Raw genomic sequence first — 17,576 nt, 5'->3', positions numbered from 1 at the left:
GGCGGGCGTAAGGACTAAGATGCCAGTACGGTCACTACCCCCCACCCCAGGAGATCGACAATGGACGCTTCGTTGTCCGTCGAGCGGATCGCCGCGATGCGCGCCGATTTCGCCGCCGACCCGACCAATAAGCTCAGCCAGAACGCCCTGACCCGAACCTCACTGCACGATGTCGCGGCCGACCACGCGGTGCTCACCGCGATCGATCCCGCCGTCTCACACCACCTGGACGACTGGAAGGTCACCAACCAGAAGCGCAGCGGTCGATGTTGGATGTTCGCGGGCCTGAACCTGCTGCGGCCCCAGGCGATGAAGGCCATGAACCTCAAGGACTTCGAGTTCTCCCAGAACTACACGTTGTTCTTCGACAAGCTGGAACGCGCCAACTACTTCCTCGAAGCGGTCATCGATCTCGCCGCCGCCGACGAGGACGACCGCACCTTCGCGCACGTGCTCCGCACCGCCGCCGATGACGGCGGCCAGTGGAACATGTTCGTCGCGCTCGTCGCCAAACACGGTCTCGTGCCGAAGTCGGCCATGCCGGAGACGCACTCCTCCTCGGCGACCGCCGAGATGAACACCGTGCTCCGCAGCATCCTGCGCGGTGCGGCCCGTCGCCTTCGGGCCGCGTCCGCCGGAGGCGCCGACGCCGCCAGTCTGCGCGCCGTCAAGGACGAGGTCCTCGAGACCGTCCACAAGGTTCTTTGCATGCACCTGGGGACCCCGCCGACCGAGTTCGTCTGGCAGTGGAAGGACAAGGACGACCAGTTCCACCGCGACGGCGTGCTCACCCCGCGCGAGTTCGCCGACAAGTACGTGAGCTTGCCGCTGTCCGAGTACGTATGCCTCGTGCACGACCCGCGGAACCCGTACGGCCAGACGTACACCGTCGATCGTCTCGGCAACATCGTCGACGGTCCCGAGGTGGTCTACCTCAACGTCGACATCGACGTGATCCGGCAGGCGACCGCCGACACGATCGTGTCCGGCGAACCCGTCTGGTTCGGCTGCGACGTCGCACCGCAGGGCCACCGCGACCAGGGCGTGTGGGACGCGAAGCTCTTCGACTACGGCGCGCTGTACGGGGCCGAGTACCCGCTCGACAAGGCCGAACGGCTTCGCTACCAGGAGACCGCGATGACCCACGCGATGCTGTTCACCGGCGTCGACCTCGTGGACGGCGCTCCGGGCAAGTGGCGCGTGGAGAACAGCTGGGGCGACGGCAACGGAGCCTCCGGCTACTACACGATGATGGACTCCTGGTTCGGGGAGTACGTCTTCGAGGTCGCCGTCCATCGATCCCGACTGTCGGCGGAGGTCCTCGCGGGCCTGGACACCGCGCCGATCACGCTTCCCGCCTGGGACCCGATGGGATCCCTCGCCCGATGAACGCCGAAGGGGCGACCACGCCGGTCGCCCCTTCCGAACAACCGAACGTCAGGAAGCCGTCGTCATCACGACGTAGGTGACGACGGCGCCGTCCTGCTCGCATCGATGGTGCCCGCTCTCCGAGAAACCCAGCGCTCGCGTCAAGCGCAGGCTCGGCGTGTTCCAGTCCTTGACGACCGCCCGCAGCCGAATCGAGTCCGGGTCCTTCGGCGCGGCGTGGCTGCGCGCCCAATCCAGGACCACGGACGCGAAGGCGCGACCGTATCCATGGTGGACGTGGCGTGGCGCCAGGCCGACGCCGACGTCGATCAGGCCGGGGTCCTCGGCGAGGCCCGGGACGCGCGCCTCCGCACCGAGACAACAGAACCCGACCACGGCGCGCTCCTCGTCGAGGACGACCCGGTAGTCGTCCGTGGGAACCGGCGGTTCGCCGGGATCGTAGACCGCCCAGGGGCCGTCGTAGCGCCAGGTCGCGATGTCGGCGGCGTGCGCGGCCGTCATGTGCTCGACGGTCAGCGCGGTCCACGGGGTGGTGGTCATCCGCCGATGGTGCTGGGCCGCACCGCCGCCGTCCAGCGCTTTTCGTCGACCGGTCAGCTCTCGGCGGGTTCGAGCCGCATGCTGATGCTGTTGATGCAGTACCGCTGATCGGGCAGATCGCGGGGCGCGAGCCCCTCACCGCTGAACAGGTGCCCGAGGTGTGAACCGCAGTTGGCGCACCGGACCTCGGTACGGACCATCCCGTGCGAGCGGTCCTCGATGAGCGTCACGGCGGCCTTCTCGGCGTCGGCGAAGGACGGCCAGCCGCAACCGCTGTGGTACTTGGTGGAGCTGGAGAACAGCGGCGCGTCACAGGCGCGGCAGTGGTAGACGCCGACCGTCTCGGTGTCGGTGTATTCGCCGGTGAACGCCGGCTCGGTGCCGCCTTGTCGGAGCACCTTGAACTCTTCGCTGGTCAGTTTCGCGCGCCACGGATCTTCAGTCACGTCCCCACCGTAACGCGTTCGCCGGCCTCGTATACCACAGTGGCCCCGATGTCGGCGTCTTACTGTTGGATATGCGACCAATGTGGTCTCCTGTGGCGTGGAATGTGTCACCATCGACGCAATGGACCCGATCGTGAATGGGCAAGGTGGTGGGTCGATGTCCACGGCGCTACCGATCCGATTGCGGCCCACAGGCCGACAGATCGTCGCTCGGTCCGTTCGGGCGGGCCTGATGACGGCGGCGCTGCTCGCGTTGCCGATCATCGTCCTGGCGGCCGCGGCCGAACTCGAATGGGTGGAACTCATCGTTCTGCCCACCGGTTTCCTCGTCGCGGCGGTGGCGTCCGCGTCGTGGACGCGCGGTGACGGGATCGATCTCGACGAGTCGGGCGTACATCCGGTGCTGTCGGGGAAGCAGCGCCGGGAATACGCGCCCTGGCATCACATAATCGACATTCGCGCCGAACGCCGCGCGGGTCGCACCGTCCCGGTCATCTACCTGGAGTCGGGGAAGGTGTGGCGCCTGCGGGTGCCATACGACGGCATCGGCTTGGGGGCGGACGCCCACTTCGACGAGAAGTTGTCGACACTGCGGAACATGTGGGACACCTACCGCAGCTGGCAGCGCAGCGCCTCCTAGCGCTCGTCCTCAATGGCCGAATTCGAATCCGTCGAGTCCGTGGACCGCTTTGAATCCGTCGAGTCCGCCGATTCCGGCGCGACGGGATGCCGGATACCGGGATGGCCGCTGGGGAGCCGCCGCTTGAACACCCACCAGCTGACCGCGATGCACGCCGCGATCAGCGGCCATGTCAGCGCCGCGCGCGCGAATCCCAGGGCCGTCGCCCAACCGAGCCACCACAGCGGAATGAAGACCGCGAGCCGGATCAGGTACTGGCACACCCACACCCAGCTCGCGGCGCCGTAGGACGCCAGCAGGGCTGGATCGCGACGCCATCGCCCGCCTTGGCGGAGCGCCGTCCCCACGACCACGCCGAGCAGCGGCCAGCGAATGACGATGCTGACGGCCCACGCCAGCGCGCTGCCCCCGTTGGACAACAGTTGCAGCAGAAAGAAATCCTCGGCTCGGCCGGTGTACAGCGCGATGATCCCGGCGATGACGACCCCGCCGAGACTGATGAGGACGGCGCGGGGCCTGGTCCCGCCTCGCAGACGATGGATCGCGACACCGATGCCGACCACGACCGCCGCCACGACGCTGATCGGTATCGATTGGCTGATCGCCCACGCGAGCGCGAATGCGACGGGTGGCAGGGTGGCGTCGATCGCTCCCCTCCGGCCGCCCAGGAGGCTCGCGAGGGTTTCGGGGTGCTCGCTCCGGCCGTCACTCACGCCAACACTGTAAACGCTTCTATGTCTGTTGGTTAGGCATGCCTTAGGGAGATTCCCGACACCGCTAACGGGCGGCCCGCCTCACGCGGGTTGCGGCGGGATGGCAATATGCGCTTGATGCTGGGTACTAAACGGTTGACGGACGAGGAGCTCATCAAGCTCCTGCGTCGACTCCAGCGTGTCAATTTCGGCCGGTGGAGCCAGAACGACGTGACCAGGGCGATCAGTGCCCTGGGGTGGCAGCTTCAGCACGGTGAGGTCGACGTCGGCATGTGGCGCGCCGAGACCGGCTACGAGACGGGTGCCGCGATCATCGACCGGATCCCGACCCAGGCCGGAATCAAGTCGAGCGCCGACTTCTACGCCGTCGAACTGATGCTGCTGCGCTCCGCCGTGCGCGGCCAACAGGGCGAGAATCACCGCACGATCGTGTTCCGCGAGGTGCTGCGGACGATGCTGAAGGAGTTCGGCAAACCGGACGTCCGGGGCGGCGACGGTGGACCGTGGGTTCGCTGGCGCGACTCCGTGCTCACCGTCGAACTGCACCTGCGCCGTTTCCACGGTGGCGTGAGCCTGCGCCTCCTCGCGACGGACGCCCTGGAGAAGGTCGAGGCGTACTCGATCACACGTGGGGACGTCTCCGGGTGGACGGCGTACACGAAGCTTCCCGAACTGCCGTCCGAACCGGCCGTCAACGACCTCGGCGAGTTCACGGCCCGACTGTCGGGTGTCCTCGGCGACATCGCGGGCGACGTTCCGATCGTCGACACCGCGGGCACCGTCATCCTTCGCACCAGCGACTGGTCCGCGCGTTACGTCCTCGCGACGGTCCACGGCGGGATCGACATCGAGGCGTCTGCGGCCGTCAAGGGCTCATATCGCACCGGGATGGGCTACCTCGCCGGGCTCGGCTTCCGCAAACCGAACGGCGGCGCGAATCCGAACTGGACCCGTCGCTTCGGCGACGGCGACCGCGACTCGACCCACACGGCGGCTCACATGATGGTCGACGCCTTGCGCGCCTTCGGTATCGAGGACCTGTACGACATCGTCTACGACGCGTTCACGGCCGACGGCGAGCGGATGTACCTTCCCGTCCTCGGCATCGCCAGCGCCGACTCGATGGGCTGATCGCCACGCCTTCGGCGGTCTTTCCGATTCCTAGGGGCGACTGGCGTCTCGACCCTGACCCTTGACGGTTCTTTCGCTTTCTGAGGGGGCGACTGGCGTCTTCAGCCTCACCCTCGGCGGTTCTTCCGCTTTCTGAGGGGGCGACTGGCGTCTCCACCCTCACCCTCGGCGGTTCTTCCGTTTCCTGAGGGGGCGACTGGCGTCTCCACCCTCAGACTCCCCCTCCTATCCGGCTGGGGTTGTGCATGGCTGTTCTGGTGGGCAGGGTTTGTCTACTGTGGCGTGGTTGGGCGAGTTGCGGAATCAAGCGCGTTCGCGCGATTCGCCTGACCAAGCGGACCGTTGTCCGTGGTGCCGGGGCGGAGTCGACGAGGTTGAGTCGGCGAACTCCGCCCGCTTGGGCAATGCGGCTAGTAGGCGGTGCGCATCGCGCGGTGGACTCGGGCCAGGGTGTCGTCGGCGATCGCCGAGGCGCGGGCGTTGCCGTCGCGCAGGATCGCGCGGAGTTGCGCTCGATCACGGGCGTACTCCTGGCGGCGCAGGCGTATCGGCGCGAAGTGCTCGTTCACGGCCTCGGTCAGCAGCCGTTTCAGGGCCGCCGCCCCGTCGAGTCCATCCGCGAGTTCGTGCGGGTCGTGGCCCGTGCACAGCGACGCGATCAGCAGCAGGTTCGACACCTCGGGTCGGCCCTCCGGGTCGTAGGTGATGTGTCGATCGGCGTCCGTCGTCGCCGTTCGGATCATCCTGGCCGTCTCGTCGGCGCTCGCCGAGAGAGGGATCGCGTTGGAGAGGCTCTTGCCCATCTTCGCGGAGCCGTCGAGGCCGCGCAGGCGGGGAGCCCGTGACAGCAACGCCTGCGGCAACGTGAACAGCGGTTCGTACCGGTCGTTGAATCGCCGCGCGATCGTGCGGGTCAGTTCGAGGTGTGGAATCTGGTCGTCGCCGACCGGCGCGATGTCGGCGTTGCAGAACAGCAGGTCGGCCGCCTGGTGGACGGGGTACGTGAACATGAGTCCGCTGACGGCGTCCCGTCCCGACGCGGCGATCTCCTCCTTGACGGTCGGATTGCGCGACAGTTCCGCCGTCGACACGAGACTGAGGAACGGCAGCAGCAGCTGATTCAGTGCCGGGACGGCACTGTGTGCGAAGATCGTCGACCGACTTGGGTCGATACCGACGGCGAGGTAGTCCAGCAGGAACTCCTCGACGTAGTGCGGCAGCCGATCGGCGGCGTCCCGATCGGTCAGGACCTGGTAGTCGGCGATCAGCACCAGGGTGTCGACGCCGAGGTTCTGCAATCGGACGCGGCCTTGAAGCGTTCCGAAGTAGTGCCCGACGTGCAGCAGCCCGGTCGGTCGGTCCCCGGTGAGCATCCGGAAGTCACCCGGATTGTCTTCAATGGACTGTGGGATGCTCAGTGCGTTGGGAGCGTTGACGATGGTCGACATGGCGTTCTCCGTATCGAATGCGGGCCGCCCGTGGGCGTCCCGTCAGGAGAAACGCTGCGGGCCGCCCGTGCGGACGGCCCGAAGGAAGTGTGAAATGCGCGCACTCTCAGCCGTCCGAGGACGGCCACCAGCTGGAGGTGAGGATGCGACACATGCGAACGACGGTAGCACGACCGCCGCGCCGATCGGCCGATGCTCGCCCGCGCCACGGGCGCCGATCGGGCGGTCCCCGCACTGCCGCCGCCCCTGTCCGGGTCTCCTCGTCACGCGGTCGGAGAATGTCCCGATGATCTTCGGACAACGCGACTCGGCCGTCAGATTCGGTTGGGGACCACGCGAAGCGGCCGAACTCGTCTCCGCCGACGGTTGTCTCGTCGTCGTGGACGTGCTCTCCTTCACGACCGCCGTCACCATCGCCGTCGAGAGAGGCAGCGCCGTCTATCCGTACCGCTGGCGCGACGACTCCGCGGCGGCGTACGCCGCTCGGATCGACGCGGTCCTCGCGGTCGGTCGGGCCGCCGTCACCGAGACCCACCCCTGGTCGTTGTCGCCCGCGGCGCTCGAGGCCGCTCCCGTGACGGCCCGGCTGGTGTTGCCGTCCCCGAACGGTTCGACGATCGCGGCGGCCGCCGTCGAATCCGGCGCGACCGTCGTGGCGGGCAGCCTGCGCAACGCGTCGGCGGTCGGCGCGTACCTCCGGCGCTCGGGTTACGGCACGCCCGCCCGGCCGGTGGTCGTGGTCGCCTCGGGCGAGCGCTGGTCCGACGAAAGCCTCCGGCCCTGTCTGGAGGACCAACTCGGCGCGGGGGCGATCCTGGACGCGCTGGGGGCGCCGCGCGAGCGTCTGTCGCCGGAGGCCGCCGCATGTCTCGCCGGATATCGTCCGGTCGCCGCCGACGTCAGTGATCTCGTCACCGCTTGTGGTGGCGGGCGGGAACTCGTCGAGCGGGGCTTCGACGGTGACGTCGCCGCGGCCATCGCCGTCGATCGGTCCAATGTGGTGCCGGTGCTGCGGGCGGGCGCGTTCGTCGACGCGGCCGACTAAGTGTCTGTGTGCAAGCCCTCTTCCGTCGCGAGGTTTCTCCAGGCGGCGTGGCAGGCGGAGGTGTGGGCGCATACCGGGGTTGTGTGCGGCCGTGCCGACAACGCCGCCACGTGCCGGCTGGTGGGCGCGCAGCAGGAAACTGGGTTCACGCACGGCCCTAAGGCCCGTGGGGCGCCTTCGCCGTGGTACGAGGTGGACGCGTCGCTTGCGTCGATGCCCGCATTCCGTTGTCGGTCAAGTCTTCAGGCGTACCGCAGCACGACACGGCCGTGTCGACGACGCGGCGAGATGTCGCCCGCGCCCGCGAGGCGGAAACGGAGTCCCCTGATCGCGGGCCTGTTCGACATCCCGAGGATCGCGTGAGTTCGGGGCGGGATCACGGCGAGGCGCGAGACGACGTGGGTGCCGGTCCAGGACGCGCCCGGCGGTGGTCACGTCACCGCCGGCGTCCATCCATGATGGTTCGTCCGGGCGTCATCTCCGTTCGGGACCGGTCTCGTCGGCGAACGCCAGGCCCAGCAGCGCCAGTTGCGCCGATTCGAATCGTCCCTCGACGGTGGCCTCCACGTCGAACTCGTGACGGGTGGTCGGTGGGTATCCGATGAGCTCCGCCGCTCGGCTGGGGGTGGGTCGAAGCGACGCCTCGCGGGACTCCCACAACAGCACCGCGCCCCACCTGTCGGTGTCGGAGTCGGAGATCCACGTCTTCAAACGCAATCCCGGCACCTCGGCGAACGCCGCGACCGATTCGTCGCGCAGGTATCGGCGCAGCGACCCGATCGTCTGATCCGACTCCGCGAGCTCCCACCAGAGGATGACGACGTGCATGGTTGGTCCTTCCCATCGGCGATGGATCGCATTGTGGCAGACGCGGGAGGACCTCGATCCGGCTCCGGCCGCCGGGCGCGCCTTCGTCACCCGATCGGGTCAGCGGGGGGCGCTGTTCGCGGACGCGGACGCGGTCGCGGCGCGCAAGCCGCGCAGCAGCAGCCTCGGATCGCCGAGTTTGGCGCGCAGCGACCGTTCCAGGCCCGCGATCGGGGTGAGGTTCTGTGGTGCGCGAGGGTCCTTGTGCGGCGAGGACGCCAGCCGGGGCAGGACGGCGGCGGACGCGTCCGCGAGCTCCATGACGTCGGAGATGTCGAGGTCGGCGGCGCACTCGAGACGCGCGATGCCGGCCCACGCTCCGTCACCGCCGCCCGGCAACCTCAGGTACCAACTGTGCCGCCGCCACGGCGTCTCCAACAGGAACACGGGCGTGCGCTGCCCCGGCTTCAGTTCGTCGATGACGCGCGCCTGCTCGTCGGGCAGATAGCGGCGCTGGTGGGACTTGACGAAGCCGACCGCGCGCATCAGGTGCGCCCGTTGACGCAGCGAGCCGTCGATGACGAGGAGGTCGCGCGATCCCGGTTCGGCCAGCTCCGCGACCTCGACCTCCAACAAGGACAGACGATCCTGGACCGCGTTGACGAGGTCTCCGGGTTCCTCCGCGTTGACGCGATGTCCCCGGTAGACGGCGATCCGGCCCGCCGCGACGTCGCCGTCGGCAGCGGCCGAGAAGAGGCCGCGTTCGACCTTCGTCGCGGCGATCCTGGCGGCGGGCGAGTCTCCGTCGAGCTGGCAGACCACGACCCCGGCCGCGTAGGACGCGCACAGGCCCGGAAACGGCGTCGGTTCGTCGGTCTGGATGTCGATCCGGGCGTCGAGACGACGAACGCCGTCGACGAGGAGGACGCGCGGCGGGGCGGCCGACGCCGGGGGAGGCCCCAGCGGACGCCAGTCCGCGCCGGAGAGCTCCACATTGACATCGAGCTTGGCCCGGCTGGAGTCACCGACTCGATCGCCGGTGTCGGCGTAGCCGGGATCCCAGGCGTTGACGGTGATTCGCATCGGTGTGGCCGCTTTCAAAATCGTCGAGGACCGTCATTCTATCCACAGTGCCAATTGCGGTTGCCGATCAATCCTCCGATTTGGTCACGCGAGAACCGAAGGCGTCCTTGCTGACCTCGAAACGGACCGGTATCCGCTCGGCCAGGGCCGCCACGTGGGTGATGACGCCGACCATGCGATCACCCGAGTCGGCGAGGCCCTCCAGCGTCGCCGCGACCTGGTCGAGCGTCGCGGCGTCGAGCGTTCCGAAGCCCTCGTCCAGCAGGATCGCCTCCAGGTTCGCGCCCTGTGACGACATGCCCGACAGCTGCTTCGACATCGCCAGGGCCAACGCCAGGGAGGCCGCGAAGGTCTCGCCGCCGGAGAGCGTGCGCACGGGCCGGGTCAAGTCCGCGTCGTGATGGTCCACCACCAGGAAGTCGTTGTCCTGATACGCCAGATCGTATTGGCCGCCGGTGATCTGACGCAGGATGCCCGAGGCACCCGCGACGAGGTCGTCGAGCGCCTCGGTGAGGAGCCAGTTGACGAACTGGCGCGTCCCGAGGTGCTGGTGCAGCTGCTTGGCGACGCGGGCGCGGTCGAGCTGTTCGGCCCGCTGCTCGCTGAGCGTGCTGAAGGCCGCGCGTTGTTCGGTGATCCGCCGTAGGTGGTCCTCGGCGGCGACGGCGCCCGCGGCGATCGCAGCGACGTAGTCGGCGCCTGAACCGTCGTGGATGGGGGCCAGCCCCGCCTCGGTGAGGAGCCGCGCGAGCTCGTTGCCGAGGACGCGACGTCGCGACGTCAGCTCCGCGGCCTGCTCGGAGAGTTCGGTGCGGCGTCGCTTGCGTTGCGCCAGTTCGGACGCGGACCACGTCGTGAGCGTCCGCCACGACGCCGCCAGGTCGCCCCGGTCGGTCGGCGGCGGCGAGAGGCGTGCCACCTTGTCCCGGTGGTGGTCGTACTTCTGCCACTCCGTCGCCAGTCGGGCGGCCGTCTCATCGCGACGGCGCTCGGCTCGGCGCAGGGCGTCACGGGCGGCGCGGATCTGACCGGCCGCCGCGTCCAGCTCGGTCGCGGTCTCGTCGGCTCGGCGGCGCACTTCTTCCAGCTGGCGCCGGTCCGGCGCCTGCGCGAGGAGTTTGTCGTTCTCCTCCTTTTCGATGAGCCGTTCGTCGAGCCGTGTCCGGTAGTTCGCGGCCGTCAGCTGAGCCTGTCGAGCCGCCCGGTCTGCTTCGGAGTGCTCGGTCTTGGCGCGTTTGAGGAGTGCCTCGTGGTCGCGCAGTTCGTGCGCCTCGCCGTCGTCGGGGAGCTCCGCGACGGGGCGCGCGCACACCGGGCACGCGTCTCCGGGGGACAGGTCGGCGCGTAGGGTCTCGGCGAGCCGGCCCAGCTGCGCGTGGCGGAGCGCGTCCTCGGCCTCGGTGACCGCCTCGGCGGCCGCTCGGGCGGTGGTCTCGGCCGCGTGTGCCTCCGTTTCGGCGCGTTCGGTCAGCGGCTGGCCCTTCTCGATGCTGTCGGCCAGTTCGTCGGCGCGATCGTAGGCGCGCAACTGTTCATCCACCGTGGACACATCAATGGTGGAGCGTTCCTGGCGAAGCCGCTGTTCGCCCTCCTCGGCAGAGGTGACGACGTCGGCCGCCGCCTTGGTCTCATCCGTGGCCTCGGCGAGTTCCGCAGCGAGGGCGTCCACATTGTCCGGGGTTCGGATGTAGGTCAGGATGGCGTGCTCGGCGTCGACCTCCGCGACGGCGCGGTCGATCGCCTCGACCTCCGCCGCGACACTGTCGAGTCGCGGGACCGCCTCGCGCACCGTACCGTCGAGCTCCTTGAGGCGTTCGATCCGCTCGGCTGCCGCGGTCAGGTCGGCGTCCTCGATCTGCGGCAGCGCCGAGAGCTGCTGATCGAACAGTCGCACCGTCGTCTCGGCGTCACGGGCCCGTTCCCCGGCCACGGTCTGGATGTCCCGGTACACGCTGTACCCGAGCAGGTTCTCCAGGATCTTGCGACGCTCGGCACCCGACGAGTGCAGGAACTCCGCGAAGGCGCCCTGCGGCAACAGGACGCACTTGGTGAACTGCTCGAACGGCAACCCGATGATTCGTTCGGCGTGTTCGCTGACGCCCTTGGCGGAACTCGTCAACGACGTCCCCAGCAACGCCGCGACATTGTCCAATTCGGATAGTTTGGTCTTCTCGGGGAGCAGTTCCATGCCCGCCGCCGACGTCGTGACCTTGCCCTTGCCCCCGCGTTTGACGACCCTGGTCGCCACGTACATCCGCTGGTCGGCGCGGAACACGAGCTGCACCTTGCCGGACGTCGCGGAGGGCGCGAGTGCGTACTCGATGCCCGCGCCCCAGCGCGGTACCCGCCCGTACAGCGCGAAGCACATCGCGTCGAGCACCGTCGACTTACCGGAACCGGTCGGGCCGATCAGCGCGAAGAAGTCCGTCTCGGTGAAGTCGACGGTCGTGCGTTTTGCGAACGTCCCGAAGCCTTCCATCTCAAGCCGCAACGGACGCATCAGGCGTCGACCTCCTCGGTGATGGTGTGCACGTTGTCGTAGAGCTCGTCGAACAGCGCGGCGACGGCGGGGTCGTCGTGGCCGCGCTCGTCCAGGTATTCGGCGAACAACTGCCGTGGAGTGCGGCCCGCTCGCGGCGCGCGCTGCTTCCCGTCCGCGCGTTCCGTCATCGATGGATCGATGTGGACGGACAGCGCCTGCGGGAAGAGCTCCTGCACCTCCTCGCGCAGTCCGGCCCTCGGCTTCTCGCGAACGTACACCCGCAGCCACGCTCGTTCATCCACTGTGGCTTCGGTGAGTTCGGCGACCGTTCCGCGCAGCGTCGCCAGCGGCGCCGCCGCCTTGATCGGGATGTGTCGGACCCGTGCCGGGACGTCGACGGCGACGTCGACGATCAGGACGCCGGGTGTGTACGTCTCCTCGCCGAAGTCCACCGCGATCGGCCCGCCGCTGTAGTGCACCGGGCACGGCGCGGCCGTGATGCGTTGGCGGCGATGGAGGTGGCCGAGCGCGACGTAATGCGTCGACGGCGGGAAGATCGTCGCCGGGACCGCGTAGTCGGCGACGGTGTGGGCCTCCCGCTCCCCGCCGCCGACGCGCCCGCCGACGACCGTGAGGTGTCCGGTGATGAGGTTGATCGTGTCGGGGGAGAAGGAGGCCGACAGCTCCGCGACGAGCCGTCGCAAATGGTCGGTGTAGGACTGCCCGGCCTCGGCGGCCGTCAGGTTGAACAGTTCGGTCGCCCGCACCGCGTAGCGCTGCGACACGAACGGCAGCGCCGCGCACGTCCAGCGTTCGCCGCCGTCGGTCGTCCCGGTGATGATGTGGTTGTCCCGACCTCGGACCGTGCCGCGCAGTTGAATGCCGGCCGCGTCGGCCCAGCCGCGCAGGGCGTCGATGGCCGCGCCGTTGTCGTGATTGCCCGCGACGGCGATGACCTGCGCGCCGGTCGCGCGCAGGGCCGACAGGGTCCGCACCAGGAGCCGTTGGGCGTCGGCGCGGGGCGCCGCCGTCTCGAACAGGTCACCGGCGACGATGACCAGGTCGGGTTTCTCCTCTTTGGCGATCGCGATGAGTTCCGCGAACACCGCGACCTGCTCGTCCATCCGGGGCTGCTTCTTCAGCGTCGCCCCGACGTGCCAGTCGGAGGTGTGCAGGATGCGCATACGTGGCTACCTTTCGTACCGAAGGCGCGTGCTTGTCGGGTGCGTCCGAACGTCACGGATCGTGAGCGTCGGAGGCGGTCGTCGCTGGATCGCCGCGAGCGGCGGTGCCGCCGAACGCGAATCGTCATGGTCAGAACGGGATGTCGTCGTCGTCCTCGGCGAGCGCGAACGGGTCGACCCCCTGGGTCACCGACCGCAGCGCGGACGCCGGTGGCGCGCCCGCCTCGGCGGGGCGGGTCGCCCACGCGGGGAACGGGAAGTTGACCACCAGCGGAACCGGGAGTTCGGGCTGCGCGACGAACATCGTCCCCGGCTTCGCCATCAGGGCCCGTTGCCGCTGTCCGGTGGCCAGGAAGCCGTACTCCGGTCGACCCGCCTCGGCGGGGTCGAGCCGTCCGACGACGCGGATCGCGCTGTTGGCGGCGATGCGCCGCTCGACCTCGCTGGCGGTCTGTTGCGCGCCGATCAGGATCACGCCGAGCGAACGTCCACGTTCGGCGATGTCGAGAAGGATCTCCTTGATCGGGCTCGTGCCATCGCGCGGGGCGTACTTGTTCAGTTCGTCGAGGACGACGAACTGAAGCGGCCGAGCCGATCCGGCCTTCTCCTTGCGTTCGAACTCGGTCCGCAGGGTGACGCCGACGACGAAGCGTTGCGCCCGATCGGGAAGGTTGTGCAGGTCGACGATGGTGACCTGGGCGTCGTTGTCGGCCTGAACGCCGTGCACTCGACGCGGCGGCAGATCGCCCCGCACGAGCCGGCCGATGTCGCGTGTGGACGATATGATGCGTCGAATGAACGCGTTGGTCGTGCCGAGTCCGACCGCCGTTCCCGCCCAGTCGCCTCTTGTGTCCTCATCGGATAGACGGTCGACGATCAGATCCACCAGCTCGTTGTACGACGAGACCAGCTGACCGTCGATGACCGCGCCGCCGTCGTCCTTCGGCTTCGCCTCCCGGTACAACTTCGCCGTGACCTGGTGAACCACCATCGTGTACTGCTGGCGCTCGTCGTCCGCGTCGGCGAACACGAACGGCAGCAGGCGATCCGCGCAGAACTGCGCGATCGTCCAATAGAACGACTCCACCCCGGTCGTGCGGCAGGCGACGTCCGGAACGCCGTTGCGGTCCCCCGTGCGAGCCGGAGCGAGCACCGTCACCGACGAGAACGCCTTCGCGGGAAGCCCGAGCCGTTCGTAACTCGATCTCAGGGTCGCGTCCAAGCGCGTGTTGTCGTGATCGAGCAGCAGGAGGTCCTCGCCCTTGACGTTGAAGATCAACGCCTTCGTGTTGACCGCCTCCGGCCCGAGCGCCTTCGAATGCAGCAGCGAGTAGAGCAACCAGGTCGCGAAGCTCGTCTTCGTCGCGATCCCGGAGATGCCCGAGATCGACACGTGCGCGCCGCGCGTCCCGTCCAGGAAGTCCGCGTTCAGGAAGACCGGCTCCCCGTCGCGGCTGAATCCGAGCGGGATCTGCCGCGTCATCTGGTCGAAGTAGAGCGCCCCGTCCCGGTCCGCGCCGGTGGCGCGTTCAACGATGTCACCGGGGCACGGGGGAACGAACACCTCCGGTTCGACCCGTGTCACCGTGATCTCGGCGGCCTCCTGGACCTGCGCGGGCAGGTGACCGTCCGAAATGTCGAACACGTCCGAATCGAACTGTGCCCCCTCGTGACGTGACCGCACCGATGTCACGACTCCGGAGACCGTCACCGGCTCCCGGCCAGGAATCCGCCGCCGCGTCACCACCACGTCATCGAGTTGCAGGTACGCGTCAGGTGCGATCGCCACCCAGAACGTCAGTGGGGTCGCGTCCTCCGTGCCGAGCACACGCCCGACGATGTCCTTGGCTTCAGCCATGCCGTCCATCATCGCAGCCGGGCATATCGCAGTATCAGGTTGCCGTCGGCGTGGATCACGTGCCGCAGATCGAGACCGCGCGGCGGCGACGAGACCCCCGCGACGATCCGTGGTGCGCCCGGACCCGCCAACAGCGGCGATACCGTCAGGCACAACTCATCGAGTCGATCCTCGGCGATCAACGCCGCGAGCGTGTGCGGCCCGCCCTCGCACAGGACCTGGCGCAGACCCCGCGCCGCGAGAGCGTCGACCGCCGCTCCCATCTCTACATCGGACTCTCCGGTGACGATGACGTCGGATACCTCCCGCAGCGGGTCGATGGCCGAGTCCGGAGCCGCCGCGCACGTCAGCACGATCGGCCGGACGGGCGCCTCCGTGAAGATCGGCGCCGCCGGATCGAGCGCGCCCGACCTCGTCACGATCGCCATCACCGGATGCTCCGCCATGCCGTTGGCCGTTCGCCAACGCCGCCGCTCCTCGTCGAGCCGCAGACCCGCGTAGCCCTCGCTGCGAACAGTGCCCGCCCCCGCGACCAGCACGTCGCATCGCATCCGCAGGATCTTGAAGACCCGTTTGTCGGCACCGCCCGACAAACCGCCGGAGAGGCCGTCGAGCGTCGCCGCGCCGTCGGCGCTCGACACCATGTTCGCCCTCGTCCACGCCCCCTTCGCTTCGGGCGGTGGCGCGTACAGGTCGATGAGGTCGTCCGTGTCGAGCGCGTCGACCGGTTTCGGATGAATGAGCCGCATGACCGCTATTGTCCATACCGGTATGACAAGACGCCTCGTCCGCCGTTCCGGCGCGTCCGCCACACCTCAATGGAACGGCCAGGTGGTCGGCGTCATAAGGCCCGATCGCCCCTTGACGCCGCGAGCGGCCGACTGCCATCCTGCTAACGAACAGTGCGATCCCTCGGGGGAAGACCGGTCAAAACCCGGCGCTGACCCGCAACGGTAGACGCAGGCGGTCCCGCACGACCCCGCGTGAGCCCGAATACCCGTGGATCGTCCGCCCCCCGGCGACCGGCACGCCCGCCCGTCGCCTGTTACTCCCGTCGAGGTCTGCGGGATGGCACCGTGGAGACGGACGCTGCCGTCTTCACGTCGGCGGTGTCACCCTCCACGTTCCACCCTCGGCCCGGCCTTGCCATGAAAGGCCAACCATGTCCGTACTGAGAACCCTCGGCCGCGTCGCCGTCTCGGCGACCGCCGTCGCCGTTTCGATGGCCGTCGCGGCGCCCGCGACCGCCGCCAACCCGACCGCCGGTCCAGGAGCCGCCACCTGGCTCGCCTCCCAGTCCACCGACGGCGGCTTCGGCGACGCCGGTCTGACCGCCGACGCGATCTACGGTTTCGTCTCCGCCGACGTCGCGTCGGGCGCCACGGCGGCCGCCCTCGACTGGCTGGACGACCCGGAACTCATGACCTCCTATGTGGGGGACGAGGCGTCCGGCTTCCGCGCGCCGCAGCTGGGCAAGATCCTTCTCGCCGTCGAGGCCGGCGGCCGGGACGGTACCGACTTCGCCGGGCTCGATCTCGAAAGCGCCCTGCGCGGTCTGGAAGATGCCGACGGCGTCTTCTCCGGCGGATACAGCTCACCCCTCGGCCAGGCGTTCGCCATCCTCGCGCTCAGCCAGACCTCCGGCGGCGCCTCCGCCAACGCGGTCGCGGCGCTCGCCGCCGCCCAGTGCGACAACGGCGCCTTCGGTTGGAGCCTCAGCGGCGGAGTGTGCGACGGCGACGTCGACTACACCGGTTACGCCGTCGCCGCGCTCCTCGCGGCCGGCGAGTCCACCGCGTCGTCGGCGGGCCTCGACTGGCTGGAGTCGCAACAGCACGAGAACGGCTCCTTCGTCGCCGGGTTCACCGGCGCCCCCGAGAACAGCAACTCCACCGCGATGGCCGGTCAGGCGCTCGCGTCGGGTGGCCGCGACGCGGCGGCGGCTAAAGCCGTCACGTTCCTGGAGAGCCTTCAGATCCAGTGCGACGCGACCGCCGACGTCGGCGCCGTTCCTTACGCCGTCGACAATCCCGGCGTCATGACGATGGCGACCGCGCAGTCGATCCCGGCCATGACCGGCGAGGGTCTCGCCGAGTTGACGTCCGCGGACGACACCGCCGATCTGCCCGTGCTCGACTGCGACGGCGACACCGGTCCGAGTGAGCCGTCGACGAGCCCCGTCGTGGACGGGACGAAGACGCTGCCCAAGACCGGTGCGACGCTGACCTTCCCGCTCGTGGTGGGCGCGATCGCCGTCGTGCTCGGCGCGGTGCTCTTCGGCCTGTCTCGACGCCGGTCCGCGTAGCGAACCCGACGAAACTCGACAAGGGAGGGCTCGCTCCGAATCGGGGCGAGCCCTCCCTCCCTTCCACGACCGTTTGCCGCACCCGTCGCCACGTCACCGCCCGGGCACGCTTCCGTGAGGGTGCGATCTCGTCCCAGAATGGTTGCCATGAAACGGAAGAAGACGAAGCGGAGCCCACTGTCGTCGCTGTGAACGGTGAGCGTTGGGACCGCGGCGATCTCCGGGACGGTCGGAGTTCTCGCGTTCGTTCACCTGCGCTTGGGACCAGGGTTCCCCGGGGATCGGCGCGGAAGCGAACATCCACCGCCACCGTGACGGGCGTGGTGTTCGTCGTCGCCGGCGCCGTGGCGATCACCGCCATCGGCTGCCGACCCCGTCGGCCCGGTCCGAGAGACTGCGCGGTCTGTTGAAGGAGTCGTCCGAGCTCTTGGAGGAGCTGAAGGCGAGCTGAGCGCTCGAAGCGCCGCGTTGCAACGGTTGCGGCAGGAAGTCTCGCAGGAAGAAG

General features: G+C 68.9%; 15 protein-coding genes. 5 read left to right on the top strand and 10 right to left on the bottom strand.

What is annotated here, in order from left to right:
- Nucleotides 1–60: 60 nt before the first annotated feature.
- Nucleotides 61–1,389, top strand: a complete 1,329-nt coding sequence (locus ACM9NP_RS04505) for a C1 family peptidase (RefSeq protein WP_415645289.1) — start codon at nt 61–63, stop codon at nt 1,387–1,389.
- Between the two features lie 48 nt (nt 1,390–1,437).
- On the opposite strand, the gene ACM9NP_RS04500 is transcribed toward ACM9NP_RS04505, so the two are convergent.
- Nucleotides 1,438–1,929 carry a GNAT family N-acetyltransferase gene (locus tag ACM9NP_RS04500; protein ID WP_415645288.1) on the bottom strand — a complete coding sequence of 164 codons (492 nt, stop codon included), beginning with the start codon at nt 1,927–1,929 and terminating at the stop codon, nt 1,438–1,440.
- 53 nt (nt 1,930–1,982) lie between these two features.
- The gene (gene msrB / locus ACM9NP_RS04495; protein ID WP_415645287.1) at nt 1,983–2,375 is read right to left on the bottom strand and encodes a peptide-methionine (R)-S-oxide reductase MsrB; all 393 of its coding nucleotides are present in this window, start codon (nt 2,373–2,375) and stop codon (nt 1,983–1,985) included.
- 157 nt (nt 2,376–2,532) lie between these two features.
- On the opposite strand from msrB, the gene ACM9NP_RS04490 reads away from it, so the two are divergent.
- Nucleotides 2,533–3,015: a hypothetical protein gene (locus tag ACM9NP_RS04490; protein ID WP_415645286.1), complete on the top strand. Its 483-nt coding sequence runs from the start codon at nt 2,533–2,535 to the stop codon at nt 3,013–3,015.
- Here ACM9NP_RS04490 and ACM9NP_RS04485 read toward each other — a convergent pair.
- The gene (locus tag ACM9NP_RS04485; RefSeq protein ID WP_415645285.1) at nt 3,012–3,728 is read right to left on the bottom strand and encodes a DUF3159 domain-containing protein; all 717 of its coding nucleotides are present in this window, start codon (nt 3,726–3,728) and stop codon (nt 3,012–3,014) included. The genes ACM9NP_RS04490 and ACM9NP_RS04485 overlap by 4 nt on opposite strands.
- Nucleotides 3,729–3,845: 117 nt before the next feature.
- Here ACM9NP_RS04485 and ACM9NP_RS04480 point away from each other — a divergent pair, with 117 nt between their 5' ends.
- A complete protein-coding gene (locus ACM9NP_RS04480) occupies nt 3,846–4,859 on the top strand; it encodes a TY-Chap domain-containing protein (RefSeq protein ID WP_415645284.1) in 1,014 nt (337 codons plus the stop codon).
- Between the two features lie 410 nt (nt 4,860–5,269).
- On the opposite strand, the gene trpS is transcribed toward ACM9NP_RS04480, so the two are convergent.
- A complete protein-coding gene (trpS, locus tag ACM9NP_RS04475) occupies nt 5,270–6,307 on the bottom strand; it encodes a tryptophan--tRNA ligase (protein WP_415645283.1) in 1,038 nt (345 codons plus the stop codon).
- Between the two features lie 286 nt (nt 6,308–6,593).
- Here trpS and ACM9NP_RS04470 point away from each other — a divergent pair, with 286 nt between their 5' ends.
- Nucleotides 6,594–7,352 carry a 2-phosphosulfolactate phosphatase gene (locus ACM9NP_RS04470; protein WP_415645282.1) on the top strand — a complete coding sequence of 253 codons (759 nt, stop codon included), beginning with the start codon at nt 6,594–6,596 and terminating at the stop codon, nt 7,350–7,352.
- A gap of 474 nt (nt 7,353–7,826) precedes the next feature.
- Here ACM9NP_RS04470 and ACM9NP_RS04465 read toward each other — a convergent pair whose 3' ends face one another.
- From ACM9NP_RS04465 to ACM9NP_RS04440, 6 genes are all read right to left on the bottom strand, one after another.
- Nucleotides 7,827–8,180, bottom strand: a complete 354-nt coding sequence (locus ACM9NP_RS04465) for a hypothetical protein (RefSeq protein WP_415645281.1) — start codon at nt 8,178–8,180, stop codon at nt 7,827–7,829.
- 99 nt (nt 8,181–8,279) lie between these two features.
- Entirely contained in the window at nt 8,280–9,242 is a 963-nt protein-coding gene (locus ACM9NP_RS04460) for a hypothetical protein (RefSeq protein ID WP_415645280.1), read from the bottom strand.
- Nucleotides 9,243–9,309: 67 nt separating this feature from the next.
- Nucleotides 9,310–11,742 (bottom strand): AAA family ATPase, encoded by a 2,433-nt coding sequence (locus ACM9NP_RS04455; RefSeq protein ID WP_415645279.1) that lies wholly within the window; start codon nt 11,740–11,742, stop codon nt 9,310–9,312.
- Nucleotides 11,742–12,908 (bottom strand): exonuclease SbcCD subunit D, encoded by a 1,167-nt coding sequence (locus ACM9NP_RS04450; RefSeq protein WP_415645278.1) that lies wholly within the window; start codon nt 12,906–12,908, stop codon nt 11,742–11,744. The genes ACM9NP_RS04455 and ACM9NP_RS04450 overlap by 1 nt, the downstream gene beginning before the upstream one ends.
- A gap of 130 nt (nt 12,909–13,038) precedes the next feature.
- Nucleotides 13,039–14,775: an ATP-binding protein gene (locus ACM9NP_RS04445; protein ID WP_415645312.1), complete on the bottom strand. Its 1,737-nt coding sequence runs from the start codon at nt 14,773–14,775 to the stop codon at nt 13,039–13,041.
- Nucleotides 14,775–15,515: a pyrimidine reductase family protein gene (locus tag ACM9NP_RS04440; protein ID WP_415645277.1), complete on the bottom strand. Its 741-nt coding sequence runs from the start codon at nt 15,513–15,515 to the stop codon at nt 14,775–14,777. The genes ACM9NP_RS04445 and ACM9NP_RS04440 overlap by 1 nt, the downstream gene beginning before the upstream one ends.
- Nucleotides 15,516–15,928: 413 nt before the next feature.
- Here ACM9NP_RS04440 and ACM9NP_RS04435 point away from each other — a divergent pair, with 413 nt between their 5' ends.
- Entirely contained in the window at nt 15,929–17,071 is a 1,143-nt protein-coding gene (locus ACM9NP_RS04435; RefSeq protein WP_415645276.1) for an LPXTG cell wall anchor domain-containing protein, read from the top strand.
- Nucleotides 17,072–17,576 lie beyond the last annotated feature (505 nt).

The sequence above is a fragment of the Stackebrandtia soli genome, from assembly GCF_965137155.1.
GTDB classification, from domain to species: domain Bacteria; phylum Actinomycetota; class Actinomycetes; order Mycobacteriales; family Micromonosporaceae; genus Stackebrandtia; species Stackebrandtia soli.
This window is presented reverse-complemented; position numbering and strand designations above follow the sequence as displayed.

Excerpts from the sequence above, each read along its gene's own strand:
- ACM9NP_RS04505 (WP_415645289.1), top strand. The coding sequence starts at position 61 with ATGGACGCTTCGTTGTCCGTCGAGCGGATCGCCGCGATGCGCGCCGAT.
- ACM9NP_RS04500 (WP_415645288.1), bottom strand. The coding sequence starts at position 1,929 with ATGACCACCACCCCGTGGACCGCGCTGACCGTCGAGCACATGACGGCC.
- ACM9NP_RS04490 (WP_415645286.1), top strand. The coding sequence starts at position 2,533 with ATGTCCACGGCGCTACCGATCCGATTGCGGCCCACAGGCCGACAGATC.
- ACM9NP_RS04480 (WP_415645284.1), top strand. The coding sequence starts at position 3,846 with ATGCTGGGTACTAAACGGTTGACGGACGAGGAGCTCATCAAGCTCCTG.
- trpS (WP_415645283.1), bottom strand. The coding sequence starts at position 6,307 with ATGTCGACCATCGTCAACGCTCCCAACGCACTGAGCATCCCACAGTCC.
- ACM9NP_RS04470 (WP_415645282.1), top strand. The coding sequence starts at position 6,594 with ATGATCTTCGGACAACGCGACTCGGCCGTCAGATTCGGTTGGGGACCA.
- ACM9NP_RS04465 (WP_415645281.1), bottom strand. The coding sequence starts at position 8,180 with ATGCACGTCGTCATCCTCTGGTGGGAGCTCGCGGAGTCGGATCAGACG.
- ACM9NP_RS04460 (WP_415645280.1), bottom strand. The coding sequence starts at position 9,242 with ATGCGAATCACCGTCAACGCCTGGGATCCCGGCTACGCCGACACCGGC.
- ACM9NP_RS04455 (WP_415645279.1), bottom strand. The coding sequence starts at position 11,742 with ATGCGTCCGTTGCGGCTTGAGATGGAAGGCTTCGGGACGTTCGCAAAA.
- ACM9NP_RS04450 (WP_415645278.1), bottom strand. The coding sequence starts at position 12,908 with ATGCGCATCCTGCACACCTCCGACTGGCACGTCGGGGCGACGCTGAAG.
- ACM9NP_RS04445 (WP_415645312.1), bottom strand. The coding sequence starts at position 14,775 with ATGGACGGCATGGCTGAAGCCAAGGACATCGTCGGGCGTGTGCTCGGC.
- ACM9NP_RS04440 (WP_415645277.1), bottom strand. The coding sequence starts at position 15,515 with ATGCGGCTCATTCATCCGAAACCGGTCGACGCGCTCGACACGGACGAC.
- ACM9NP_RS04435 (WP_415645276.1), top strand. The coding sequence starts at position 15,929 with ATGTCCGTACTGAGAACCCTCGGCCGCGTCGCCGTCTCGGCGACCGCC.